This window comes from Streptomyces sp. NPDC020490 (assembly GCF_044335305.1).
GTDB lineage: Bacteria > Actinomycetota > Actinomycetes > Streptomycetales > Streptomycetaceae > Streptomyces.
Genome location: NZ_JBIRUY010000019.1, coordinates 70,990 through 95,302, shown reverse-complemented (window position 1 = coordinate 95,302; position 24,313 = coordinate 70,990). Strand labels below are relative to the sequence as shown.

The window sequence follows — 24,313 nt, the reverse complement described above, 5'->3', positions numbered from 1 at the left end:
ACGAGCCGTCACCCTGCGCATGTCGATCAACTACCGTGCGTAGCGCGCGACTCCTCGTCCGCCGCCCCGCCCGCGCCGACGAGCCCGTTGCGCATCCCGTCGAGCCGGGGCCCGAACCGCTTCATCTCCCGCTGCCCGGCCGTGCCGATGAGGGCCGGCAGGTAGCCGCGCACGCTCTGCATCCCGCGCAGCCACCACTGCCCGTACACATGGCTCGACCGCCGCTCGATGCCGGCCACGATCCGGTCGACCGCGGGGCCCAGCGGATAGGTCTTGTTGCACGGCCACGGCAGCCGCTGCCGCAACTCCCGCAGCACGTCGTCCTGGTCGGCCCCGCGCACCATGTCGGTGTCGGTCCACGACAGGTAGCCGACCCCGACCCGGACGCCCCGGTAGCCGACCTCGGCGCGCAGGCTGTGCGCGTACGCCTCCACGCCGGCCTTGGACGCGCAGTACGCGGTCATCATGGGCGCGGGGGTGATGGCCGCGAGGGAGGCGATCTGCAGCAGGTAGCCCCGGCTCTCCATCAGCAGCGGCAGGAAGGCGCGGGCGGTGACCGCCGACCCGACGAGGTTGACCTCGATCACCCGCCGCCAGGCCTCCGGGTCGGAGTCGACGAGGGGCCCACCGGTCGCGACGCCGGCGTTGGCGACCACGATGTCGACCTTCCCGAACCGCTCCTTGACCTCGCGCGCCACCCGGGCCATCGCCTCGTGGTCGGTGACGTCGGCGTACCAGTGGGCGCTGTCGGTGTGCAGCCGTTCGGACACCTGCTTGAGGGCGTCCGGCTCCAGCCCGACCAGCGCCACCTTGACGCCGCGCGCGGACAGCTTGCGTGCGAGCAGCTCCCCGACGCCGCGCGCCGCTCCGGTGACGACGGCGACCTGTCCGTCGAGGCTGACCCTGCTCATGCGCCCTCCTTGATCGTTGCGTACGTGGTCACGAGCTCCCGGATCCGGGCGGTGACCAGCTCGGGTGCCTCGATGGGCGTCATGTGGCCGATCCCCGGCAGTTCGGTGAGGCCGACGCAGTTCGGCAGCGCGGCCACCAGCGCCGCCGCGTGCACGGGCGGCGTCAGACGGTCCGCGGTGCCGACGACCACCGCCGTGGGCACCCGCAGCTCGCGGACGCCGTGGTCGAGGTCGAGCAGGTCCAGCACCTGCGACCAGGCGTGCCGCACCTTGGTCGGACAGGCGTGCACGATGCGCGCGCACGCCTCCACCATGTGCGGCGCCGAACCCGGGCCCATGGTCCCGTACTGCAGGATCTTCCGGGCGAGCGGTGTGACCGGCCCGAGCGGTGCCCGTGACCCGAGGATGTGCTTGGTCAGCCAGGTCCGCAACCGGCCGGCCCGCAGGGGGACGACGGTGGACTCGGCGACCAGCCGCGAGGAGCCGGTGCTGCACAGCAGGACGGCGGCCGCGTGCTCCCGGAAGCCGGGCCGCTCGGCGGCGGCCATCACCGTCATGCCGCCCATCGAGTGACCGGCGACGACGGCCTTCTCGCCGGGCGCCAGGGTCGCCTTCAGCACGGCCTCGAGATCGTCGGCGAGGGCGTCGGTGCCGCAGGCGGCGCTGTGCGGGCTGCGTCCGTGGCCGCGCTGGTCGTAGGCGACGACCCGGTGGTCGACGGCGAGATCGCGGATCTGCGCGGCCCAGAAGGCGGTGGAGCAGGTCCAGCCGTGGGCGAGGATCACGGCGGGCGCCTCGTCGGGTCCGTGCACCTCGACGTGCAGGCGGGCGCCGTCGGCGGAGACGGCGGTGAGTTCCCGGGTGGGGACGGGCGGGGCGTACGGGCCGGAGGCCACGGCGGTCAGCCGGCTCACGCGGTCACCTCCGCGGCCTGCCCGGCCTGCTCGCCCTGTTGCGCCTGATCGCTCTGCTGGGCCTGCTTGTCGGCTGCGGCGGCCGGCGGCCGCAGGACCTGGTACTCCGCCAGGTCCACGCGCCGGGTCGCCCGCCGGAACTCGGAGGTCGTGCCCGGCCAGACGGTGGTGTTGCGGCCGCTCGCGTCGAGGTACCAGCTGGTGCAGCCGCCGGTGTTCCACACCGTGCGCTTCATGCGCTCCTGCACCCGGCGGTTCCAGGTGGAGACCGCGCTCGGGCGGGCGTCGAGGGCGACCCGGCCGCCGAGGACGTCGAGCTGGCGCACGTAGTCGGCCAGGTAGTTCAGCTGGGACTCGATCATGAGGATCATGGAGGAGTTCCCGAGGCCGGTGTTGGGGCCGATGATCGACACCCAGTTGGGGAAGCCGGCCGCGGACGCGCCCCGCAGTGCCTGCATCCCGTCCTTCCAGCTCTCCGCGAGCGTCCTGCCGTCGGCGCCGACGACCCGCTCGGCTATCGGCATGTCCGTGACGTGGAAGCCGGTGCCGAAGACGATCGCGTCGACCTCCGCCTCGGTGCCGTCGGCGGCGACGACGGTCGAGCCGCGGACCTCGCTCAGTCCGCTCGCGACGACGTCCACGTTGGGCTGTGCGAGGGCCGGGTAGTACGCGTTGGACAGCAGGATCCGCTTGCAGCCGATGCGGTAGTCGGGGGTCAGCTTGGCGCGCAGGACCGGGTCCTTGATCGCGCGGGCGATGTTCCGCCTGGCCAGCTGCTCCACGAAGCCGAGCTCGTTCGGGTGCTTGGTGAACGCCTGCACCTGCAGCTCCCGGATGCCCCACAGCAGTCCGCGGCGGGCCTGGGCGGTGAAGGGCAGCGCCCGGTGCAGCGCCCGCTCGACGCCGCTGATGGCCCGGTCCACACGGGGCATCACCCACGCCGGGGTGCGCTGGAAGAGGGTGAGCCTGCCGACCTGCGGCTGGATGCTCGGCACGATCTGGATGGCGGAGGCGCCGGTGCCGACCATCGCCACGCGCTTGCCGCGCAGGTCGTAGTCGTGGTCCCAGCGGGCGGAGTGGAAGACCTTGCCGGGGAAGGAGTCCAGGCCCGGGATGTCGGGGACCTTCGGGTCGGACAGCGGCCCGGTGGCGGACACGACCAGGTCGGCCGACAGGTTCCCGGCGGTGGTCTCGAGGTCCCAGCACAGCCGGTCGCCGTTCCACGTCATCCGCTTCACCTCCGAGTCGAAGCGGATGTGCGGGCGCAGCCGGAAGACGTCCGTGACGTGCTCCAGGTAGGCGCGGATGTGCTCCTGGCCGGAGAAGGTGCGCGGCCAGTCGGGGTTGGGCGCGAAGGAGAACGAGTACAGGTGGCTCGGCACGTCGCAGGCGCACCCCGGATAGCTGTTGTCCCGCCAGGTGCCGCCGACACTGCCGGCCCGCTCCAGGACCACGAAGTCGGTGACGCCTTCGCGCCGCAGCCGTACGGCGGCCCCGAGCCCGCCGAATCCGGACCCGATCACCGCCACCCGCACATGCTCGTGTTCGTGCTCGGCCATCCCGAAGCCTCCACGCATCGCCCGATGGATCCCGCCAGTGAACACTGGCGCAATGGGACTGTAGGGCACTTCCGTACCGATCGGTAGGGGGCCGGGCCGGGAAAGTTACCCCGAGTACGACATAGGGTCGGGGCGTGGCAGACAAGCGTGAATACCGCATGGAGGAGCTGGCCAGGGAGGCCGGGATCACGGTGCGCACCCTGCGCTTCTACCGCGAGCGCAAGCTGATCGGGCCACCGCGCCGCGAGGGCCGCATCGCCTGGTACGACGAGAGCCACCTCAACCGCCTGCGCACCATCGCCGCTCTGCTGGAACGCGGACACACGCTCAGCGGCATCGCCGAACTGGCCGAGGCCTTCGAACACGGCCGTGGCGTCGGCGACGTCCTCGGCCTGGGCACCCCCACCGAGGAGGAACCGGTCCGCCTCACCCCCGAGGAACTCGCCGCCCGCTTCGAGGGCGAGGTCACGCCCGAGAACCTCGCCTCGGCGATGGAACTCGGTTACGTGGGCGCCGACGGCGACGAGATCGTCCACATCAGCCGCCGTCTGCTCGACGTCTCCTCCGCCCTGGTCCGCGAGGGCATCCCGCTGGCCGAGGTGCTCGCCACGGGCGCCCGGGTCCGCGAGCACGCGGAGGCGCTGGCGGACCTCTTCGCCGACCTGGTACTGCGCCACGCGGGCCGGGACGACCTCACCCGGCTGCGACCGCTGGCCCGCAGCGTCGTGGAGGCGGAACTGTCCCTGGCGCTGGACCGGCGGCTGCAGCAGGCGCAGAGGCCGTAAGTTCAGAGCGCGCAGGCTCAGCGGCCGCAGATACAGAGCTCGCAGGCTCAGAGACGTAGATGCAGAGGCCCCGGATACAGAGGCGCAGGCTCAGCGGCCGTAGGCTCAGAGGTCGTAGACGACCGTCACCGGAGCGTGGTCCGACCACCGCTCGGCGTGCGTGGCCGCGCGCTCGACGAACCCCTTGACCGCCCGGCCGGCCAGTCCCGGCGTGGCGACATGGTAGTCGATGCGCCATCCGGTGTCGTTGTCGAAGGCCCGCCCGCGGTAGGACCACCACGAGTACGGCCCCTCCACGTCCGGATGCAGGGCCCGTACGACGTCGACGTAGCCGCCGTCCGCCGGGTCGAGGACCCGTCCGAGCCACTCCCGCTCCTCGGGCAGGAAGCCGGAGTTCTTGACGTTGCCGCGCCAGTTCTTCAGGTCGGCGCGCTGGTGGGCGATGTTCCAGTCGCCGCAGACGACCACCTCACGGCCGTCGGCGGCGGCCCGCTCGCGCAGTTCCTTCAGGTACGCGAGGAACTCGCCCATGAAGCGGACCTTCTCCTCCTGCCGCTCGGTGCCCGCCTCGCCGGAGGGGAGGTAGAGGGAGGCGACCGTGACGCCGGGCAGGTCGGCCTCGACGTACCGCCCGCTCGCGTCGAACTCCGCCGACCCGAAGCCGACCCGGACCCGGTCGGGCTCACGGCGGGCGTAGAGGGAGACGCCGGCGCGCCCCTTGGCGGCGGCGGGCGCGTGCACCGTGTACCAGCCCTCGGGCGCGCGGACCTGCTCGGGCAGCTGCTCCGGCTCGGCCCGCACCTCCTGCAGGCACAGCACATCGGCGGAGGTGCCGGAGAGCCACTCCACGAAGCCCTTCTTCGCGGCGGCGCGCAGTCCATTGACGTTGGCGGAGGTCACAGTGAGCACGCCGGAACGATACCGGCACACTGGACGGCGTCCTGTCCCCTCATGAATTCACATACGGTGTATGACATGCATATTCGCCGCGTCCCGTTCGACCACCCCGACGCCGTCAAGCTCAACGACCAGGTCCAGGCCGAGTACCACGTCCGCTACGGCGACGGCGGCGACGCCACCGAGCTGGCCCCGGAGGACTTCGAGCCGCCGAACGGCGTCTACCTGATCGCCTACGACGCCGGCGACAGCCCCGTCGCCACCGGCGGCTGGCGCGCCCGGGACACCAACGGCGAGGGCAACCGCGACGGGGACGCCGAGCTGAAGCGGATGTACGTGATCGACGGCATGCGCGGCCGCGGCCTCGCCCGCCGCATCCTGGCCGCCCTGGAGGAGGACGCGCGCGCCGCCGGCCGCCTGCGCATGGTCCTGGAGACCGGCACGAAGCAGCCGGAGGCCGTCGCCCTGTACACGTCCTCCGGCTACGAGCCCTGCGAGAAGTTCGGCTACTACCGCTTCCACCCGGAGAGCCTGTGCTACGCCAAGCCGCTCAACCCCTGAGCCGGCCGGCCACGGCCCGGACCTGCCTGTTCTTCGAGCGGTTCGCGCGCGTCACACCGATCGCCCACGCGAGCGCGTAGACAACGGCGAGCCCCGCCGACAGCCGGGTGGTGCCGGGCATGCCGATGGACGCGGCCAGGGGTGCCACCGCGAGAGACGACACGCCCTGGAAAGCTGAGGACAGGCCGAAGACGAGGACCATGACACGGCCGCGGATGTGGTCCGGGGTCGCGAGTTGCAGGCCGTTGACGGCGAGGATGGCGCACGCGCCCACTCCGAGGTGGCCGATCAGTGCCGCGGCCATGGCCGGGCCCAGGGCCGTGACCTGGGCCAGGGCAAGGTAGCCGAACCCGAAGAGCGCCAGGGCGGCGCCGACCGTGTGCAGTCTCCGGCACGTCGACCCGGCGACGAGCCGTCGGCCGAGGAAGGGACCGAGCACGGCGCCGAGTCCCTGGGCGAGATACAGCGCCCCGACGCCGGCGTCACCGGCGTGGAAGCGGTCGAGGGCGTACACCGGCAGCAGGCCCACGATGCCGTAGCAGAGGCGCAGTCCTACAGTCAGCCACAGGAACGCGGACACCACCGGGGTGGCCCGGACGAAGTTCCGGAGTTCGGCCGTATCGGCCCGCATCCGGATCCGACGAGTCGTCATCGTCGCGGACAGCGGCCGCCTGATCCTCGCGACGAGGAGCGCGGAGACGGCGAAGGACACACCGTCGATGACGAGGGTGGCCGTGGCGCCCCATGCCGCACAGACCACGCCTCCGAGGCCGGCTCCCACCAGCAGGCCCGCCGAGTACAGGCTTCCGAGCACGGTCTGGGCCAGGGGGAGTTCGCGCGCGGTGACGAGGTTCGGCAGGGCGGCCTCAGGGATGGGGCTCGCGACGGCGGCGGCGAGGGAGAGCCCCGCCAGACAGCCGAGAGCCAGCGGGACGGACCGGGTGTGAAAGGCGATCAGCAAGCCGACGACCGGGACGACCGCGCCCAGGTCGCACGTGATGCGCAGGCGGCGCCGGTCGAAACGGTCGGTGAGCGGACCGATCAGCGGCAGCAGCACCACCCCGGGCAGCGAGTTGACGGCGAACAGCAGTGCCGTCCAGCCGGGCGAGCCCGTGTGGCGGTAGACAAAGCCGCTGAGGGCGACGAAGGTGAACCAGTCACCCGTCAGGCTGAGAGCGGAAGCGCAGAAGAGGCGCCGGAAGTCGGCGTTGTCACGCATGAGCGCGACAACGCCTCCATGAGAGCGCGGTCGAGCGAAGAACACCAGTGACTCCAGCGGTGCGACGTCCCGGTCGACGGCCGGGACGAACGACGGAAATGACGTCGTGTGCTCCGTGGTTTGAGCAAGGGACCACGGAACGACGGCTGGTCAGTCACAGAGGTGATGCACGACAGGCATCGTACCCGGCAGGCGCCCGCCAACTGCCGGACGTGATCCGGTCGTTCAGCAGGGACGACCGGGATGGCAGGGACGACCGGGATGGCAGGGTTCTCGATCGGGACCCCGGATGGAGGTGTCCGCACAACGATGAGCACTGAGCCGGTGGGACTGCTGCGCGTGTTGATCGTCTACGAGCGTCCTTCGGCGCACCGCGTGCTCTGCCACGCTCGCAGCGTCAGTCGGGAGCGCGGAGTCCTCATCGGCGATTCGGTGCTCCCGGTGGACAGCCCATCGAGAGCCGTGATTTCCCCGGCCCGGGTGGTCCGTATGCACCGGCAGCCGTACGGGGAGTTCACCGAGTTGCCGGCCGCCTGGAGTGCTGTCGTCGAGCTCGAGGGCCCGGACCTGTCCTGGGTAGAGGTCGGGGCGAAACTCCGGGCGGTCCCGTCGGCGACCGGCACGGAGCGGGGACAGGGGCAGGGGTAGGGGCAGGGGCAGGCGGGCTGGGTACCGCCTGCGGCGGCAGCCGAACTTCACTGCCGTACAACGTGCAGGAGCCCCGGTCGGTATTCACCGACCGGGGCTCCGAGCTGCGTGCGTGGACCTGAGGGGATTTGAACCCCTGGCCCCCTCGATGCGAACGAGGTGCGCTACCGGACTGCGCCACAGGCCCTTGCAACGAGTGAAACTCTAGCATCCCGATCGCGGTGCTTGGAAATCCGTTCCCGGGCCCGCCGGCGAAGGCGGCGCAGGTGGGCGTGGTGGGCATGGTGGCCGGTGGCGCGCTACTCGTTGGCGGCACGCGGCCGCTCGCCGTCCTCGTACTGGTCGAACAACGGCGTACGCCCCCGCTCCCGCGCCCGCCGGGCCGAGGCCGCCCGACGGGCGTCACTGCGCACGTCGTCGTCGGCCCGGTCCTCCTCGGCGGCGTCCGCGTGCGAGTCCGCGTCCGGGTGCGCGTGCTCCTGCGCGTGCGTGGCGGCGGGGTCCCCGGGCCGCTCGGTGCCGGGCGCGGCCGCCGCCTCCTGCTCCCGGCCGACGGAACTCGACCGCGCCGAACTCCACGTGTCCGGCGCCCCGAGGTCCACGTCCGTGGCGGCCCGCGGAGCGACCGGCGCGGTCACGTACGTCGGCAACGGCACCGGCACCGGGTCCCAGCTCTCCCCGTGCCCGGGCAGTCGCTGCCGCTCCCGCTGCTGGTCGACCCACTCGGCGTGGTCGGTCTGCTCGACGAGCGCACGCCGGTCGGCGGCCAGCGCGGACAAACCGGGGTCGGTCTCCGGCTCAGGCCCTTCCTCCGGTTCGTCGGCGTCCGCCTCGACTGAGGGACGCCGACGCGGCTGGCGCTGCTGGCGCTCCCGCAGCCGCTGCGCGGCGGCCTCGGCGCGGCGCCGGTCCATCTGGAAGGCGAAGCGACGGCGCTCCTGGGAGCGCAGATAGGCGATGTACCCGCTGAGCAGTATCGCGGGCACGCCGGGTGCCCACAGCAGAGCGAGTCCGCCGACGGCCGCGACGATCGCGCCGAGGGTGAAGGCGAGGAACAGCACGACGGTCGTGCGCCGACGGCGCGCGAGCACCTTCGTGCGCCGGGCGCGCGCCGCAGCCGCTTCCGCCGAGGGCGTACGCCTGGCCGCGGGAACGCGCTTGCGCGCCGGAGCGGAATTCTGTGCGGGCGCCGGCGCGGAACCGGAAGCGCGCGCCGGTGCGGAACCGGATGCCGGCGCCGGCGCGTCCGAGGGTTCGTGCGCCGGTTGCGCACGCCCGGCCGCCCGCGCCTGCACCTCTGCGCGGGCCTGCGGGCGGGTCGGAGGCATGGCGAAGGCCCGGACGTCCACCGAGTCGGTGACGACGTCCGGAGCGTCGGCGTCGGGCTCCCCCTCGTCGGCGGAGCGCGCGCGCAGGTCCTTGGCGTACCGGCGCTCCATCCCCGCCCGTCCGGACAGCAACCGGATGGCTGTGCTGAAGCGTTCCGTCGGACGGGCCTCGTTCAGCTCGTCCTGCCTACGGAGCCACATCGGCACCAAGTAGGCGGCCCAGGCCCCGACAATGACTGCGTAGATGAGGCCGCTGCTGCTCACGCCTCACACGGTAGAGGGGTTTGCGTGAGGCCATCCGCCAATTGAGCCGGTGTGTCGCACGATCCGGCTGATATTTCGAACTTTTTTTGTGACCGAAGCGATCAGCGGTCCGCCACCCGACCGGAGAATTAATGCCCGGAGACGGTCGACGCACGACCGAATTCGAACATTTATTCAATTCCCGGGGCTATGCGGGATTGCGTGCCCGGTGCCAGCGGTTCAGCAGTCCGTCCGGGACCTCTTCCGCGGTGAGCGCGAAGACGAGGTGGTCGCGCCACGCTCCGTCGATGTGGAGATAACGCGGCCGCAGGCCCTCCTCACGGAATCCGAGTTTTTCCACGACCCGGCGGCTGGGCCCGTTCTCGGGGCGAATGCAGACCTCGATGCGGTGCAGACCGACGGTCCGGAAACAGTGGTCCACGGCGAGCGCCACGGCCGTCGGCATCACACCGCGCCCGGCGACCGCCTCGTCGACCCAGTAGCCGACGTGTCCCGAGCACATCGAGCCCCAGGTGATCCCGGCGACCGTCAACTGCCCGACCAGCCGTCCCTGGTACTCGATGACGAAGGGCAGCATCCGGTGCGCGTTGGCCTCCGAGCGCAGATGACGGACCATCTGGCGGTAGGTCGGCCGGTGCGTGACGGGCCCGCTGGGCGTGGGCGGCGGGATGGTCGCCTCCCAGGGGCGCAGCCAGTCCCGGTTGCGCCGGTTGACCTCGCGCCAGGCCCGCTGGTCGCGCATTCTTATCGGCCGGAGGACGACGTCGCCGTCCGCCAGCACGACGGGCCAGGATGGGCTGTTCAGCTCGCACCCCCAGGGGTGGGGCCGGGTCTCGGGTGGTCACCGCCACGGACCTGGTCGACGGCGTGGATCAGCAGGGGCTCGAGGACGGCCAGCCCGTCCTTCACCCCGCCGGCCGAACCCGGCAGATTGACGATCAGCGTCCGCCCCGCCACTCCCGACAGGCCCCGGGAGAGCGCGGCGGTCGGCACCTTCTCCCGTCCGAACGCCCTGATGGCCTCGGCAATGCCCGGCACCTCGAAGTCGATCACCCTGCGCGTCGCCTCGGGCGTCCGGTCGGTCGGCGAGATGCCGGTGCCGCCGGTCGTGACGACGACGTCGTACCCGGCCTCGACCGCGGCACGCAGCGCGGCCTCCACGGGATCCCCGTCGGGCACGATCTGCGGCCCCTCGACGGCGAAGCCGAAGCCCGCGAGGCCCTCGGCGATCAGCGGGCCGCCCCGGTCCTCGTAGACACCGGCAGCGGCACGGTTGGAGGCGGTCACGACGAGCGCGCGGTACGGCGCGGGCGTGCCGCTCCCGGCGTGCGCCCCGGCGCTCACGCCCGGCTCCAGTGGCCCGACTTGCCGCCCGTCTTCTCCTCCACCCGTACGTCCGTGATGACCGCGCCCTTGTCGACGGCCTTGACCATGTCGATCACGGTGAGCGCGGCGACGGAGACCGCGGTGAGGGCCTCCATCTCGACGCCCGTGCGGTCCGTCGTCTTCACCGTGGCGCGGATCTCCACGGCGTCGTCCGCGACCGACAGATCCAGCTTCACACCGGACAGCGACAAGGGGTGACACAGCGGGATGAGGTCCGGTGTGCGCTTGGCGCCCATGATGCCCGCGATCCGCGCCGTTGCCAGCGCGTCGCCCTTGGGGACTCCCTCGCCGCGCAGCAACTCGACCACGTTCGGTGAGACGAGGACGCGTCCGCTGGCGCGGGCGGTGCGCGCGGTGACGTCCTTGTCCGAGACGTCGACCATGCGGGCGGCGCCGGCGTCGTCGATGTGCGTCAGGCGGTCCTGCGTACTCATGCTGTGTGGCACTCCCGGTCCGGGCCCGCCGCGGTACCGCGCGCAGGCCTGCTGTGCGCGACACGGTACCGCCAAGACGGCGCGGACAGCGGACCAGGACCCGTCCCGCGGACCGCCACGAGCGTGTGCGCTCAGCTGAGCAGGACGACCTCGACCTCGGCGCCGGGTTCGACGGACTCCACGTCCTCCGGAACGACGATCAGCGCGTTCGCGCGCGCGAGGGCGGCGACCAGGTGCGAGCCGGCCCCGCCGACCGGGGTCACGGAACCATCGGCGTACTCGCCCCGCAGGAACTGCCTGCGCCCCTTCGGCGAGGTCAGCGCCTTGCCGGTGGTCAGGGTGGCGCGGGTCCTCGGCCGGTGGACGTCGTCGAGTCCCATGAGAGTGCGGATCGCGGGACGGACGAAGAGTTCGAAGGAGACGTACGACGAGACGGGGTTGCCCGGCAGGGCGAGCAGCGGGATGTGGTCGGGGCCGACGGAGCCGAAGCCCTGGGGCTTGCCGGGCTGCATGGCGAGCTTGCGGAACTCGACGCCGCTGCCGGCCTCGTCCTCGTCGCCGACGTGCGACAGCGCCTCCTTGACGACGTCGTACGCCCCGACGCTGACGCCGCCCGTGGTGACCATCAGGTCGGCGCGGACGAGCTGGTCCTCGATGGTGGAGCGCAGGATCTCGGCGTCGTCGACGACGGCGCCCACCCGGTAGGCGATGGCGCCGGCGTCGCGGGCGGCGGCGGTGAGGGCGAAGCTGTTGGAGTCGTAGATCTGGCCGCTGCCCAGTTCCTCGTCGGGCTGGACGAGTTCGCTGCCGGTGGACAGGACGACCACGCGCGGGCGCGGGCGTACGCGTACCGTTCCCCGGCCGATGGACGCCAGCAGAGCGATCTGCGGGGGCCCGAGGACGGTGCCGGCGTCGAGCGCGCGATCGCCGGCCTTGACGTCGCTGCCCATCGCGCGCACGTGCGCGCGTGCTTCCGCGGGCCGGTACACGTGCACCTGTCCCTCGGCGCCCTCGGGTGCCAGGCTGCGGGCACGCATGCCCGTGACCGGGCCCTCGCCGAGGCCCCCGTCGGTCCACTCGACGGGGACGACGGTCTCGGCGCCGGGCGGCAGCGGGGCGCCGGTCATGATGCGGGCGGCCTGGCCTGGACCCACGTGGATCAGATCGGCCTGGCCCGCCGCGACGTCCCCGACGACGTCCAGGACGGCGGGGAACTCCTCGCTCGCGCCCGCGACATCCGCGACCCGCACCGCGTACCCGTCCATGGAGCTGTTGTCGAACGGCGGCAGCGAGACCGGCACCGTGACGTCCTCGACCAGGACGCAGCCCTGTGCGTCCAGCAGGTTCAGCTCGATGGGTTCGAGAGGACGGACGGTCGCGAGGATGTCCTCCAGGTGCTCGTCCACCGACCACAGGTGGTCCTGGCCGGCGGTGCGGGGCGCGGCGCTGTTCAAATCGCTACATCTCCTCGGCTACGTAACTGCGAAGCCAGGCCCGGAAGTCCGGGCCCAGGTCTTCACGTTCGCACGCGAGTCTGACAATGGCACGCAAGTAGTCGCCACGGTCACCAGTGTCATAGCGGCGGCCCTTGAAGACGACGCCGTGCACCGGGCCGCCGGCCTTGTCGCCCTCCGCGAGCTGCTGAAGGGCGTCGGTGAGCTGGATCTCGCCGCCACGGCCCGGCTCGGTCTTGCGCAGTATGTCGAAGATGTGCGGGTCCAGCACATATCGTCCGATGACCGCGTAGTTGGACGGCGCGTCGGCCGTGTCGGGCTTCTCGACCATGCCGGTCACCCTGACGACGTCGCTGTCCTCGGTGGGCTCGACGGCCGCGCACCCGTAGAGGTGGATCTGCTCCGGCGCGACCTCCATCAGTGCGATGACGCTGCCGCCGCGCTGCTCCTGCACCTCGACCATGCGCGCGAGGAGCGGGTCGCGCGGGTCGATCAGGTCGTCACCGAGCAGGACGGCGAAGGGCTCCTGGCCGACGTGCGGGGCCGCGCACAGGACGGCGTGACCGAGGCCCTTGGGGTCGCCCTGTCGCACATAGTGCATGGTCGCCAGGTCGCTCGACTCCTGGACCTTGGCGAGCCGGCCGGCGTCGCCCTTCTTCTGGAGAGCCGACTCGAGCTCGTAGTTGCGGTCGAAGTGGTCCTCCAGGGGGCGCTTGTTGCGGCCCGTGATCATGAGGACGTCGTCGAGGCCCGCGGACACGGCCTCCTCGACCACATACTGGATCGCCGGCTTGTCGACGACCGGCAGCATCTCCTTGGGAGTGGCTTTGGTGGCCGGCAGGAACCGGGTGCCGAGGCCTGCTGCGGGAATGACAGCCTTGCTGATCCTGAGGTGCGACTGGGTCATGCCCGCAACCTTATCCGGTGCCTTTGCAAGGAATCTGTAGCTCCGGTTAATTGGCCCTTATTTGAGCGCATTAGGAAAGGTACAGGTACGACCTGTGAGTCACATCGGACGTGCTGCCGAGCCTGGCAAGCGGATGTTGCGGCGAGAGATCCTGACGGTGAGAAGCAGGTTGACCGCGGATGACGTGCAGGAGGCGGCGAACGCGCTGGCCGGGCGCGCCCTCGAACTGCCGGAGTTGGCGCACGCGCGCACGGTGGCGGCGTACGTCTCGGTGGGCAGCGAGCCGGGAACTGTCGCCCTGTTGGACGCGCTGCGCGCGCGGGGCGTGCGCGTACTGCTCCCGGTGCTCCTCCCGGACAACGATCTGGACTGGGGTGCGTACGCCGGCGAGGGCTCCCTTGCGCGGGTGCGGCACGGCGGGAAGATGGCGCTCTTCGAGCCGGTCGGCGACCGGCTGGGGCCGGATGCCGTGGCCGAGGCGGACGTGGTGCTGCTGCCGGGGCTGGCGGTCGACACGCGCGGGCTGCGGCTGGGGCGCGGCGGAGGATCGTACGACCGTGTGCTCGCCCGGCTGGAACGCGCGGGCGCACGCCCCGCGCTCTTGGTGCTGCTCTACGACTCGGAAGTCGTCGCACGCGTGCCGGAGGAGGCGCACGACCGTCCGGTGCACGCGGTGGTGACGCCGTCGGGCGTGCGTCGCTTCGGTGGTGATGAGGACGGCAGCGGCGGCGCGTGACCGTCCGGCGGGCGCGCGCCGCCCGTCGAGCACCTCGCGCACACCTACCGCGCCCGGCGCGCACTCCCACGCACGCGCCCCGGCGCGCGAAAGGGCCCTCCACTCGTGTGTGGAAGGCCCTTTCGCGCGCCTCGCGGCCTCAGCCCGGGGGCGGCTCACGGCTTCAGCCCCGGGGACGGCTCACGGTTTCAGTACCAGCGTGTCGCTCGTGTCCTTGTCGACCGCGTCGCCCGAGAAGGACCACGGCAGCAGTTCGCCCTTGGCCCACTTGCCGGTCTGGTCGGTGTAGTGGGCGCTGTAGGCGTGCCCGGACGCTCCGGTGAGGTTGATCCACTTCGACTTGTCGAGGTCGCCGAGGTTGACCACCATCCGCATCGACGGCACCCACACGACGCCGTAGCCTCCGGCGGCGTTCCATCCGCTGGCGTTGACCGTGGCCTCGCCACCGCTGAGCTTCCAGGGTCCGCGGTTGAGGACGTACTGCAGGAAGCCGGGGCCCTCGGTGCCGAGCGTCTGGTTCTTCAGGAACAGGCGGTGCAGCCGGCCCCAGCTCCAGGTGTCGGTGTCCTTGCCGAGCTTGGCGGTCAGCTCCCAGCGAGCGTCGATCATGGCGCGCTTGAACAGCTGGTCGCGGTTCTCGGCCTTCGGGCGGTCACCGACCCCGCCCGGGGTCCTCCACCAGTCGCTGTTCTCGTCGTCCATGAGGTTGCGGACCACCTCGAACCAGCGGTCGCCGCCGTCGGGCTGCGCCTGGTCGGCGTCGCGCTGGCCGCACTCCCGCACCTTCTCGGTGTCGTCCACCGGGCCGGTGGTGTTGACCGGGTCGACCCACAGGCACTGCCCCTTGACCCGCAGCTCCTTGGGGAGCTTGTTGCCGAAGGCGAGCTTGAGGATGTTGCGCCAGACGGCGTTGAAGTAGGCGGCCGCGGCCGAGTCGGCGTCCTGGGTGTAGTCCCAGCCCTCGAGCAGCTCCTGCGCGTCGCGGACCGCCTTGTCATCGATGTCGATCTTGAGCAGCTTGGGCACGAGCAGCCTGGCGATCTGGCTGCTGTTGTCCATCTGCATCTGGCGCATGTCGTCGGTGGAGATCTTGCCGCCACCCTTGATCTTCGACTCGATCAGGTCGGTGATGCGCTGGCTGCGAGTGCCGTAGCCCCAGTCCGTGGTGAGCGTGTAGGGGTACTTGTCCTCGTCGACGACGGCCTGATTGGCGGTGACGATGTAGCCGCGCTCCGGATCGAACTCGTAGGGCAGCGCGTCCTGCGGGATGTACCCGGTCCAGTCGTACTTGGAGTCCCAGCCGGGCGCCGGGATGGAGCCGTCGTGGCCCTGCGCACGCAGGGGGATCTTCCCGGGCAGCGTGTAGCCGATGTGGTTCTTGGTGTCGGCGTAGATCAGGTTCTGCGAGGGCACGTCGAACAGGGTGGCGGCGGCCCGGAAGCCGCTCCAGTCGGCCGCCCTGTCCATCGCGAAGACGGCGTCCATGGTGGTGCCCGCGTCGAGGGCGGTCCAGCGCAGGGCGATGCCGTAGCCGTCGCCGCGGTCGGGCGCCGCGGTGTCGACGGTGGCCTTCTTGCCCACCTTCACGAGCTCGTTGTCGCGGTCGGACAGCAGGGGCCCGTTGTTGGTCTCCCGGACGACGATCTTCTTCGACTGGCCGCCGGCGACCTTGATGGTCTCCTCGCGGGTGGTGAAGGGCTTCACCTTGCCGTCGTACAGGTAGCCGTCGCCGCTGAGCTTCTCCAGGTACAGGTCGGTGACGTCGACGCCGGAGTTCGTCATGCCCCAGGCGATGTTCTGGTTGTGGCCTATGACCACGCCGGGCATGCCGGCGAAGGTGTAACCGGTGACGTCGTACCGGCACTTGCTGGAGACGGTCCGGCAGTGCAGGCCCATCTGGTACCACACGGACGGCAGCGAGGCCGACAGGTGCGGGTCATTGGCCAGCAGGGGCTTGCCGGTGATGGTGTACTTCCCCGCCACGACCCAGGAGTTCGAGCCGATGCCCTGGCCGTTCACCCCGACCGCGGCGGGCACGTCGTCCAGGACGTCGTAGAGGCCCGACAGCTGGCTCTCCAGGGCGGAGGACCCGGTCGCCGAGGCGGGCGAGGCCGTGCCCGTCGTACCGGTCGTGCCCGTCGTACCGGTCGTACCCGTCGTGCCGGTGGTGCCGGTCGTACCCGTCGTGCCGGTCGTGCCCGTCGTACCGCTCGTGGACGTCCCGGCGGTCGACGTGCTGCCGGCCTTCTGGAACGTCTTCGTCAGCTCGTCGTACTGGCCTTCCTGGACGATCGCCTTGTTGCGGCTGTACGGGTAGTCCGGGTACAGGTCCTTGATCTGCTTGGGGCCGAGCCTGCTGGTCATCAGGGCGCGGTCGATCTCGTCCTGCATGTTGCCGCGCAGGTCCCAGGCCATCGCCTTCAGCCAGGAGACCGAGTCGACCGGGGTCCACTTCTCGGGCTTGTAGTCGTTGGTGAAGCCCAGGGCGGCGTATTCGAGGGAGATCTCCTTGCCGTCCCTGCCCTTGAGGTAGGCGTTGACTCCCTTGGCGTACGCCTGGAGGTACTTCTTCGTGGAGGCCGACAGCTTGGTGTCGTACTCCTTCTTCGCCACCCGGTCCCAGCCGAGCGTGCGCAGGAACTCGTCGTTGCCGACCTGGCTCTTGCCGAACATCTCCGACAGGCGCCCGGAGGTCATGTGACGGCGCACGTCCATCTCGTAGAACCGGTCCTGCGCCTGCACGTAGCCCTGCGCCATGAACAGGTCCTCTTCGGAGGAGGCGTAGATCTGCGGGATGCCGTAGCCGTCGCGTTTGACGTCCACGGGGCCCGACAGGCCCTCGATGGTGACCGAGCCCTTCGTCTGCGGGAAGGAGGCCCGGACCGTACTGACTGACCAGTACGCCCCGTACGCGACGCCTCCGACGACGGCCAGCACGAGGACGAGGACGAGCAGGCGGGCTCTGCGCCCCTTCTTCCTGCCGGACTTGCCGGGCTGCTGACCCGTTGAGGCGGTGGTGTTGGGGGGCATCGCTGTCCTTGCTGTCCTAACGCGAGCGGCAGGCGGTCCTGGAGTGCTGGAGCAACCATAGGCGCAGGGCCCGACACGACTTGACGCGGAGTCGCGAACCGGCCCGGATGAGCGTTCGATCTTGCCGTGCGAGCGTCAAGAGATCGTCAAGAGTTAGGTAAGGTAACGAAGTACTTGGGTGCGGAGTTACCCCGCTTCGTGTCCTATGTACGAGAGCTCCCGCGCGGGATGCGCGCGAGCCGTCGAAGGGAACGGCCGCTGACTGTCCACCACCTCAACCAGCTTCTGCTCGTCTGCTCGCTCGTCCTGCTCGTCGCCGTGGCAGCGGTCCGGATCTCCTCGCGCAGCGGGCTCCCCAGCCTGCTCGTGTACCTGGGGATCGGGGTCCTCATGGGCCAGGACGGAATCGGCCACGTCCACTTCGACAACGCCGAACTGACCCAGGTCATCGGATACGCCGCCCTTGTCGTGATCCTCGCCGAAGGCGGTCTGGGCACGAAGTGGAAGGAGGTCAGGCCGGCCCTGCCTGCCGCCTCCGCGCTGGCGCTGGTCGGGGTCGCGGTCAGCGTGGGAGTCACCGCGACGGGGGCGCACTACCTCACGGGGCTGCCGTGGCGGCAGGCGCTCATCATCGGGGCGGTCGTGTCCTCCACGGACGCGGCGGCGGTCTTCTCGGTGCTGCGGAAAATACCTCTCCCCGCGCGCGTGACGGGCACCCTGGAGGCCGAGTCCGGCTTCAACGACGCACCCGTGGTCATCCTGGTCGTCGCCTTCTCCACCGCCGGCCCGATCGACCACTGGTACGCGCTGCTGGGCGAGATAGCCCTCGAGCTGGCCATCGGCGCCGCCGTCGGCCTCGCGGTGGGCCTGCTCGGCTCCTGGGGCCTTCGGCACGTGGCCCTGCCCGCCTCCGGCCTGTACCCCATCGCCGTCATGGCCATCGCCGTCACAGCGTACGCGGCGGGCGCGCTGGCGCACGGCAGCGGCTTCCTCGCCGTCTACCTCGCCTCGATGGTGCTGGGCAACGCGAAGCTGCCGCACTGGCCCGCCACGCGCGGGTTCGCCGAAGGGCTCGGCTGGATCGCCCAGATCGGCATGTTCGTCCTGCTCGGCCTGCTGGTCACCCCGCACGACCTGGGCGACGACGTCTGGCCCGCCCTCGTCATCGGGCTGGTGCTGACCATGGTGGCGCGTCCGCTCAGCGTCGTGGCGTGTCTCACACCCTTCCGGGTGCCCCGGTCGGAGCAGGTCTTGCTGTCCTGGGCCGGACTGCGCGGCGCCGTGCCCATCATCCTGGCGACGATCCCCATGGTGGAGGGCGTCGACACCAGCCGCCGGATCTTCAACATCGTCTTCGTCCTGGTCGTCGTCTACACCCTCATCCAGGGGCCGACGCTGCCCTGGGTCGCCCGCACCCTCGGCCTGGGCAAGAGCGGTGAGGCGGCCGACCTGGGCATCGAGTCGGCGCCCCTGGAGCGGCTGCGCGGACATCTGCTGTCCGTCACCATCCCCGAGGGGTCGAAGATGCACGGCGTCGAGATCAACGAACTGCGCCTGCCGGCCGGATCCGCCGTCACGCTCGTCGTACGTGACGGAAAATCGTTCGTCCCGCTTCCCGCGACGGTGCTGCGGCGCGGGGACGAACTCCTCGTCGTCGCCACCGACCCGGTGCGGGACGCGGCGGAGCGCCGACTGCGCGCCGTGGGGCGCGGCGGAAAGCTGGCCGGATGGCTGGGGGCGAACGGCGCGGAGGCGAGGAGCTGAGGGCGGGGGGCGTCGCGCTCGCGCCGGGCGTGCGCGGCGCGGCGGCCATTCGCGGGCGCGTGTGCGGGCGTCGGCCGTATTGGTCCGCGCGGGGGCCTGAGGGACGTGCGCGGGCCTGAGGGGCGTGCACGGGCCTGAGGGGCGTGCACGGGCCTGAGGGGCGTGCACGGCGCGCAGAACGGCGCAGCCTTCCGTTAAGGGCGTGTTTCATACGGTTCACCACCCCGGCAATCGCAGGCTGATGGGTTCATGGTGCTCGCTTTCACAGGCCCATCGACCGTGATCCTTGTATGATGAAGGCGCACCCTGATCGAACCAACTCTGCCTGACGCAGAGCTGGCGCGACCGTATGGCGGCCGGGACGCTCCTCGCATCAGCGCCGGCATCTACCGCAGTCCGCGCATGAGGACAGCTCTCGGCGCTTCCGCAACGGCGCGCTACCAGGCGGCGGAAAGGCACGGGCCGTGGCATCCACGGTCACCAGCGAGTCGTCGAAGGACTCGTCGGAATCCTCCCGTCCGGGATACGGGCAACTGCTGCGCACCCGCGGCGCCTGGACGTTCCTGATCCCGGGCTTCGCGGCGCGGCAGCCGTTCGCGATGCTCACCATCTCCATCGTGCTGCTCGTGCAGCACACCACCGGCTCGTACGGCGCGGCGGGCGCCGCCGCGGCGGCCACCGGCGTCTCCATGGCGCTGTTCGCGCCCTTCAGCGGCCGGCTCGCCGACCGGTACGGGCAGCGCGCCGTACTCGTGCCGGGCGTGGCGCTGCACGCGCTGTCGGGCCTGACGCTGACGGCGCTCGCACTGGGACACGCGCCCTTGTGGGCGCTGTTCGCGGCGGCCGTGCCCACCGGCGCCTCGGTGCCGCAGATCGGGCCGATGGTGCGCGCCCGCTGGGGCATGAGGCTCCAGGACTCGCCCCTGATGACCACTGCAGCGGCGTTCGAGTCGGTCACGGACGAACTGACCTTCGTCGTCGGCCCGCTGCTGGCCACCGCCCTGTGCACCGCCGTGGACCCGGCCGCGGGCCTGGTGACGGAAGCCGGGCTCACACTGCTCGGCGGCCTGCTGTTCGCGGCGCAGAAGAACACGGAGCCCGCGGTGACCGGCGCCGGGCACGCGCGCGTGAAGTACGAGTCGGCTCTGCGTGTGCCCGGCGTGCGCGTGCTCGTCGTCGCCTTCCTGGGCATCGGCTCCGTCTTCGGGGGCATGCAGGTCTCGCTGGCGGCGTTCACCGAGTCGATCGGCGAGCCCGGCTTGAACGGCGTGCTGTACGGGATCTTCGCCGCGGGCAACATGCTCTCCGGCGTCGTCTGCGGTGCGATCGCCTGGAAGGCGGCTCCGCGGCAACGTCTCGTCGTCGGGTACGGCGCGCTGGCGCTGGCGGCCTCCGGTCTGTGGGCCGCGCACTCGGTGCCGCTCCTCGCGGGGCTCGGCCTGCTCGTCGGCATGTGCATCGCGCCGACGCTGATCACCGGCTACACACTGGTCGACGGCCTGGTGCCGGCCGGCGCCCGCACGGAGGCCTTCACCTGGCTGACGGGGGCGGTGGCGCTCGGCCAGGCGGCCGCCGTCACGGTCGCCGGACAGCTGGAGGACCGTCTCCGCGACGGCGCCGGATTCCTCGTCCCGATGGGCGGCACGATGCTCGCCCTCGTGACCCTTCTCACCCTCCGCTCGCGGCTCGCGGCCCGGCCCAGGCAGGTGACCGTCGCACGTGGCGTCGGTCACCGCGAGGCCGTCGCAGTGGACTGATCCTCAGGAATGCGTCACTATGGAGCCTCGTTAGCACTCATTGAGTGAGAGTGCCAGGAGGAAGACAGTGCCCACCTACCAGTACCAGTGCACCGAGTGTGGCGAGGGCCTCGAGGCGGTGCAGAAGTTCACCGACGACGCCCTGACCGAGTGCCCCAATTGCGGTGGCCGCCTCAAGAAGGTGTTCTCCGCGGTCGGCATTGTCTTCAAGGGTTCCGGCTTCTACCGGAACGACAGCCGCGGCTCGTCGTCCAGCAGCTCGCCGGCGTCCTCGAAGCCTTCGACGTCCACGTCTTCTTCGTCGTCCTCGGACGCGAAGCCGTCCAGCACCGGCTCCACCTCCAGCAGCTCCGCCGCGTAGGCAACCATTTCTTGCGGAACCCTGTCGTCATCCGACGGCAGGGTCTTCGGCGCTTCCTGTGGCGGCTAGGGTGCGGAGCATGGCGAACAAGGCGAACGCCGAGATCGGCGTGATCGGCGGCTCCGGTTTCTACTCGTTCCTCGACGACGTGACCGAGATACAGGTGGACACCCCCTACGGACCGCCCAGCGACTCCCTGTTCCTCGGCGAGGTCGCGGGCCGACGGGTCGCCTTCCTGCCCCGGCACGGACGCGGCCACCACCTGCCGCCGCACCGCATCAACTACCGGGCCAACCTCTGGGCGCTGTGGTCGGTCGGGGTGCGCCAGGTCCTCGGCCCGTGCGCGGTGGGCGGTCTGCGCCCCGAGTACGGACCGGGCACGCTGCTCGTGCCGGACCAGCTCGTCGACCGTACGAAATCCAGGGCGGGGACGTACTTCGACGGGCTGCCGCTTCCCGACGGGACCGTCCCGAACGTCGTGCACGTCTCCCTGGCCGACCCCTACTGCCCCGCGGGGCGCACGGCAGCGCTGAAGGCCGCACGCGGCCGGGACTGGGAGCCGGTGGACGGCGGCACACTCGTCGTGGTCGAGGGGCCCCGCTTCTCGTCCCGCGCCGAATCCTTGTGGCACCAGGCGCAGGGCTGGTCCATTGTCGGCATGACCGGTCATCCCGAGGCGGCGCTCGCCCGTGAACTCGAACTCTGCTACACGTCCATGACGCTGGTCACCGACCTCGACGCGGGCGCCGAGACCGGCGAGGGCGTCTCGCACGAAGAGGTGCTGCGAGTGTTCGCGGCCAACGTCGACCGGCTGCGCGGCGTGCTGTTCGACGTGGTGGCCGGCCTGCCCGCGAACGAGGAGCGGGACTGCCTGTGCAGGAACGCGCTGGGCGGGATGGATCCGGGCTTCGGTCTGCCGTAGGGAGCGGAAACGGGGAACCGGGGGAGGTTACGGCGGGACTCTGACAGCGCGCATGCGCTCGTTCACTCGTCCAATCGTCCACTCGTTCCCTCGTGCGGGTGGGCAGGTTGTCCACAACCCGTCGGTAATCCACCGGCTCCGGCGAGCGGCGGCGCGAAGCCTCATCGTGGGCCCGTCAGCCGATTCCTCTTCGCAGGTGGTGATCCGCGATGTCCCTGCCCCCTCCGTCCCCCTCCCCGTCCCCTCCGCGCCCGCCCGGCGCGGACGCTCCCGCCACGTGTGAGGTTCCGCACTTCGCTCCCGTGCGGGTGCGCGGCGGGCGGTACCAGCTGCGCCGGCTCCTGGGGCACCGGAGGCGGGCACTGGCGGCCGGCCTCGCCGTGACCGCGGCCGCGCTGGTGGCGGCCGTGCCGCGGGACGCCGACCGGGCGCGCGGGCATCCGGTGGCGGATCCCGTCCGCAGGCATCGTGCCGTCGAGACGGTGTCCGCTCCGGTGCGGATCGCCGACGCGGCCACGGTCCGCCTGCTGCGGCCGGGCGACCGGGTGGACGTCATCGCCGCGCAGGAGACGGCGACGGGCGGCGATGCCCGTGTGGTCGCGCGCGGGGCTCGGGTCGTACAGGTGCCGGAACCCCTGGACGGTGCGGCCGACAGCGGCGCGCTGGTCGTGCTCTCGGTGCCCCGGTCGACCGCGGCGCGCCTCGCGGGTGCGGGCGCGGCGGCCCGGTTGGCGGTGACGCTGTGCTGAACAGGATCTTCCGCATCCTGCGTGAAATGCCGTCAAGTCCCTCTTGGAAGCCACCCGGCCGTACCGGCGCGCCTCGCCTTGACGTAGGTTGCGGAGCTGTTTGTTCCACACCCTGTGCGTGCGAGGAGAGGCCCCGCGGTGAGCGAGAAGAAGAAACCGAGCGTCTGGCAGGGCTTCAAGGCCTTCCTGATGCGCGGGAACGTCGTCGACCTGGCAGTGGCGGTGGTCATCGGCGCCGCGTTCACCAACATCGTCAACTCGGTGGTGAAGGGGATCATCAATCCGCTCGTCGGTGCGATCGGGACGAAGAGCCTGGACGGCTACAGCTCGTGCCTGGAGGATCCGTGCCAGGTGGCCGCGGACGGCACGGTGAAGAGCGGAATACCGATCATGTGGGGCTCCGTGCTCGGTGCGACGCTCAGCTTCGTGACGACCGCGGCGGTGGTCTACTTCCTGATGGTCCTGCCGATGTCGAAGTACCTGGCACGGCAGGAGGCCCGCCGGAAGGCGCGGGAGGGCACGCACGAGGTCATCGAGGTGACCGAGCTGGAGGTGCTGAAGGAGATCCGCGACGCCCTGGTCGCCCAGCGCGGACGCGGGACAGTGCCCGACGAGCGGTAGGGACAGCGGCCCGCCGTGCATGGCGGACCGTGGCCCGCGTGGCTCAGAGGTGGTGGGGCGGCTTCTCGTCGAGGAAGCGCTTCAGGTCCGAGGCGTCACCGCCGTCAGGGCCGGGCCGCTCGCCCCACCCGCGGTCCGTGTCGTCCGAGGACTGCTGGTCCAACGGGTCGTCGAAGATCAGCGAGGCCTTCGGCTCGCGCGGCTCGGACTCGGGCTCGGGGGCGGTGCTCATGCGTCCAGAGTACGGCTCCGAGCGCGGGCCGGGTCCCGGCGGCTCAGACGGCGTTGAGGCCGTGGGCCGCGAAGATGCTCCTGGCCACAGCGGTCTGCTCGGCGGTCGGGGAGGGCGTGTCGTGCAGGACGAACGGCCGCCCGAGCGCCTGCCACTTGGCCTCGCCCAGCTTGTGGAAGGGCAGGACGTCGACGCGCGTGACGTTGCCGAGGGAGGCGGCGAAGGCGGCGACTCCGTCGATGTTGTCGGGGGCGTCGGTCAGTCCGGGCACGAGCACGAAGCGAACGTGGACCTCCTGGCCCAGGTCGGCGAGACGCCGGGCGAAGTCGAGGGTGGGGCGCAGGGGGCGACCGGTGACCTTGCGGTAGGTGGCGGGGTCCCAGGACTTGATGTCGAGCAGGACCAGGTCGGTGTCGCGCAGGAGGGCGTCGGTGGCGCGAACGCCGAGGAAGCCCGAGGTGTCGAGGGCGGTGTGCAGGCCGAGTTCGTTCTTGAAGCGGTGCAGCAGTTCGCCGGTGAACACGGGTTGCAGCAGCGGTTCTCCTCCGCTGATGGTGGCGCCGCCGCCGGCGGCCGCGATGAACCGCGTGTACTTGCGGGCTTCGGCGACGATCTCGTCGGCGGTGGTGCGCTTTCCGTCGCGCATCCGCCAGGTGTCGGGGTTGTGGCAGTACAGGCAGGACAGCGGGCAGCCCGACAGGAAGGTGACGAAGCGGGTGCCCGGACCGTCGACGCCGGTCGACAGGTCCCACGAGTGGACGGTTCCGACGACCGGGCGGCGGGTCGCCGCGGCGGCCGGGGTGGCCGCCGCGGAAACGGGCCCGCCGGCCGGCGTCGGCAGAGCCGACGCCGGCGGATGAAGCGTGGTCATCGC

General features: G+C 71.2%; 24 protein-coding genes and 1 tRNA gene. 10 read left to right on the top strand and 15 right to left on the bottom strand.

Annotation, left to right across the window (positions count from 1 at the left end; genetic code table 11):
• Positions 1 to 26: 26 nt before the first annotated feature.
• From ACH4ZX_RS20940 to ACH4ZX_RS20930, 3 genes are read right to left on the bottom strand one after another with little or no spacing between them, the layout of a single operon-like run.
• Positions 27 to 911 (bottom strand): SDR family oxidoreductase, encoded by an 885-nt coding sequence (locus ACH4ZX_RS20940; protein WP_398274629.1) that lies wholly within the window; start codon positions 909 to 911, stop codon positions 27 to 29.
• On the bottom strand, positions 908 to 1,825 hold the full coding sequence (locus ACH4ZX_RS20935) for an alpha/beta fold hydrolase (RefSeq protein ID WP_398274626.1): 918 nt from the start codon (positions 1,823 to 1,825) through the stop codon (positions 908 to 910). Before ACH4ZX_RS20935 ends, ACH4ZX_RS20940 begins: the two co-directional genes overlap by 4 nt.
• On the bottom strand, positions 1,822 to 3,384 hold the full coding sequence (locus ACH4ZX_RS20930) for a flavin-containing monooxygenase (RefSeq protein ID WP_398274622.1): 1,563 nt from the start codon (positions 3,382 to 3,384) through the stop codon (positions 1,822 to 1,824). The genes ACH4ZX_RS20935 and ACH4ZX_RS20930 overlap by 4 nt, the downstream gene beginning before the upstream one ends.
• A 134-nt stretch (positions 3,385 to 3,518) precedes the next feature.
• On the opposite strand from ACH4ZX_RS20930, the gene ACH4ZX_RS20925 reads away from it, so the two are divergent.
• Positions 3,519 to 4,169: a MerR family transcriptional regulator gene (locus ACH4ZX_RS20925; protein WP_398274619.1), complete on the top strand. Its 651-nt coding sequence runs from the start codon at positions 3,519 to 3,521 to the stop codon at positions 4,167 to 4,169.
• A 105-nt stretch (positions 4,170 to 4,274) separates the two neighbouring features.
• Here the strand turns inward: ACH4ZX_RS20925 and xth are convergent, their stop codons facing one another.
• Positions 4,275 to 5,078, bottom strand: coding sequence for an exodeoxyribonuclease III (gene xth / locus ACH4ZX_RS20920; RefSeq protein ID WP_398274616.1), 804 nt, complete (start codon positions 5,076 to 5,078; stop codon positions 4,275 to 4,277).
• Between the two features lie 66 nt (positions 5,079 to 5,144).
• Between xth and ACH4ZX_RS20915 the strand changes: the two genes are divergently transcribed.
• On the top strand, positions 5,145 to 5,627 hold the full coding sequence (locus ACH4ZX_RS20915) for a GNAT family N-acetyltransferase (protein ID WP_398274613.1): 483 nt from the start codon (positions 5,145 to 5,147) through the stop codon (positions 5,625 to 5,627).
• On the opposite strand, the gene ACH4ZX_RS20910 is transcribed toward ACH4ZX_RS20915, so the two are convergent.
• A complete protein-coding gene (locus tag ACH4ZX_RS20910; protein ID WP_398274610.1) occupies positions 5,617 to 6,846 on the bottom strand; it encodes an MFS transporter in 1,230 nt (409 codons plus the stop codon). The genes ACH4ZX_RS20915 and ACH4ZX_RS20910 overlap by 11 nt on opposite strands.
• Positions 6,847 to 7,155: 309 nt before the next feature.
• Between ACH4ZX_RS20910 and ACH4ZX_RS20905 the strand changes: the two genes are divergently transcribed.
• On the top strand, positions 7,156 to 7,494 hold the full coding sequence (locus ACH4ZX_RS20905; RefSeq protein ID WP_398274607.1) for a hypothetical protein: 339 nt from the start codon (positions 7,156 to 7,158) through the stop codon (positions 7,492 to 7,494).
• 113 nt (positions 7,495 to 7,607) lie between these two features.
• On the opposite strand, the gene ACH4ZX_RS20900 is transcribed toward ACH4ZX_RS20905, so the two are convergent.
• The 7 genes from ACH4ZX_RS20900 to galU form a co-directional block, all read right to left on the bottom strand.
• Positions 7,608 to 7,681 (bottom strand) — tRNA-Ala (locus ACH4ZX_RS20900).
• A gap of 112 nt (positions 7,682 to 7,793) precedes the next feature.
• A complete protein-coding gene (gene glpR / locus ACH4ZX_RS20895; protein WP_398274604.1) occupies positions 7,794 to 9,086 on the bottom strand; it encodes a gephyrin-like molybdotransferase receptor GlpR in 1,293 nt (430 codons plus the stop codon).
• A 187-nt stretch (positions 9,087 to 9,273) separates the two neighbouring features.
• Complete coding sequence (locus tag ACH4ZX_RS20890) at positions 9,274 to 9,867, bottom strand: GNAT family N-acetyltransferase (protein WP_398274601.1); 594 nt, start codon at positions 9,865 to 9,867, stop codon at positions 9,274 to 9,276.
• 20 nt (positions 9,868 to 9,887) lie between these two features.
• Positions 9,888 to 10,430 (bottom strand): molybdenum cofactor biosynthesis protein B, encoded by a 543-nt coding sequence (locus ACH4ZX_RS20885; RefSeq protein WP_398274598.1) that lies wholly within the window; start codon positions 10,428 to 10,430, stop codon positions 9,888 to 9,890.
• Positions 10,427 to 10,906, bottom strand: a complete 480-nt coding sequence (moaC, locus tag ACH4ZX_RS20880) for a cyclic pyranopterin monophosphate synthase MoaC (RefSeq protein ID WP_398274595.1) — start codon at positions 10,904 to 10,906, stop codon at positions 10,427 to 10,429. Before moaC ends, ACH4ZX_RS20885 begins: the two co-directional genes overlap by 4 nt.
• 131 nt (positions 10,907 to 11,037) lie before the next feature.
• Positions 11,038 to 12,360: a gephyrin-like molybdotransferase Glp gene (gene glp / locus ACH4ZX_RS20875; RefSeq protein ID WP_398274592.1), complete on the bottom strand. Its 1,323-nt coding sequence runs from the start codon at positions 12,358 to 12,360 to the stop codon at positions 11,038 to 11,040.
• 4 nt (positions 12,361 to 12,364) lie between these two features.
• Positions 12,365 to 13,267 carry a UTP--glucose-1-phosphate uridylyltransferase GalU gene (galU, locus tag ACH4ZX_RS20870; protein WP_398274589.1) on the bottom strand — a complete coding sequence of 301 codons (903 nt, stop codon included), beginning with the start codon at positions 13,265 to 13,267 and terminating at the stop codon, positions 12,365 to 12,367.
• Between the two features lie 133 nt (positions 13,268 to 13,400).
• On the opposite strand from galU, the gene ACH4ZX_RS20865 reads away from it, so the two are divergent.
• A complete protein-coding gene (locus ACH4ZX_RS20865; RefSeq protein WP_398274767.1) occupies positions 13,401 to 14,003 on the top strand; it encodes a 5-formyltetrahydrofolate cyclo-ligase in 603 nt (200 codons plus the stop codon).
• A 180-nt stretch (positions 14,004 to 14,183) separates the two neighbouring features.
• Here the strand turns inward: ACH4ZX_RS20865 and ACH4ZX_RS20860 are convergent, their stop codons facing one another.
• A complete protein-coding gene (locus ACH4ZX_RS20860) occupies positions 14,184 to 17,033 on the bottom strand; it encodes a penicillin acylase family protein (protein ID WP_398274586.1) in 2,850 nt (949 codons plus the stop codon).
• A 228-nt stretch (positions 17,034 to 17,261) separates the two neighbouring features.
• On the opposite strand from ACH4ZX_RS20860, the gene ACH4ZX_RS20855 reads away from it, so the two are divergent.
• The 6 genes from ACH4ZX_RS20855 to mscL all read left to right on the top strand — a co-directional run bounded on the left by ACH4ZX_RS20855 (position 17,262) and on the right by mscL (position 23,207).
• Positions 17,262 to 18,797, top strand: a complete 1,536-nt coding sequence (locus ACH4ZX_RS20855) for a potassium/proton antiporter (protein ID WP_398274764.1) — start codon at positions 17,262 to 17,264, stop codon at positions 18,795 to 18,797.
• Between the two features lie 464 nt (positions 18,798 to 19,261).
• Positions 19,262 to 20,554 carry an MFS transporter gene (locus ACH4ZX_RS20850; protein WP_398274583.1) on the top strand — a complete coding sequence of 431 codons (1,293 nt, stop codon included), beginning with the start codon at positions 19,262 to 19,264 and terminating at the stop codon, positions 20,552 to 20,554.
• A 67-nt stretch (positions 20,555 to 20,621) separates the two neighbouring features.
• Positions 20,622 to 20,915, top strand: coding sequence for an FmdB family zinc ribbon protein (locus ACH4ZX_RS20845; protein WP_398274580.1), 294 nt, complete (start codon positions 20,622 to 20,624; stop codon positions 20,913 to 20,915).
• Between the two features lie 79 nt (positions 20,916 to 20,994).
• On the top strand, positions 20,995 to 21,837 hold the full coding sequence (locus tag ACH4ZX_RS20840) for an S-methyl-5'-thioadenosine phosphorylase (protein WP_398274577.1): 843 nt from the start codon (positions 20,995 to 20,997) through the stop codon (positions 21,835 to 21,837).
• 209 nt (positions 21,838 to 22,046) lie between these two features.
• Entirely contained in the window at positions 22,047 to 22,586 is a 540-nt protein-coding gene (locus ACH4ZX_RS20835) for a hypothetical protein (protein ID WP_398274574.1), read from the top strand.
• A 138-nt stretch (positions 22,587 to 22,724) separates the two neighbouring features.
• A complete protein-coding gene (gene mscL / locus ACH4ZX_RS20830) occupies positions 22,725 to 23,207 on the top strand; it encodes a large conductance mechanosensitive channel protein MscL (protein ID WP_398274571.1) in 483 nt (160 codons plus the stop codon).
• Between the two features lie 43 nt (positions 23,208 to 23,250).
• On the opposite strand, the gene ACH4ZX_RS20825 is transcribed toward mscL, so the two are convergent.
• Positions 23,251 to 23,439 (bottom strand): hypothetical protein, encoded by a 189-nt coding sequence (locus tag ACH4ZX_RS20825; protein ID WP_398274568.1) that lies wholly within the window; start codon positions 23,437 to 23,439, stop codon positions 23,251 to 23,253.
• Between the two features lie 43 nt (positions 23,440 to 23,482).
• Positions 23,483 to 24,310 carry a pyruvate formate-lyase-activating protein gene (gene pflA, locus ACH4ZX_RS20820; protein ID WP_360743514.1) on the bottom strand — a complete coding sequence of 276 codons (828 nt, stop codon included), beginning with the start codon at positions 24,308 to 24,310 and terminating at the stop codon, positions 23,483 to 23,485.
• Positions 24,311 to 24,313 lie beyond the last annotated feature (3 nt).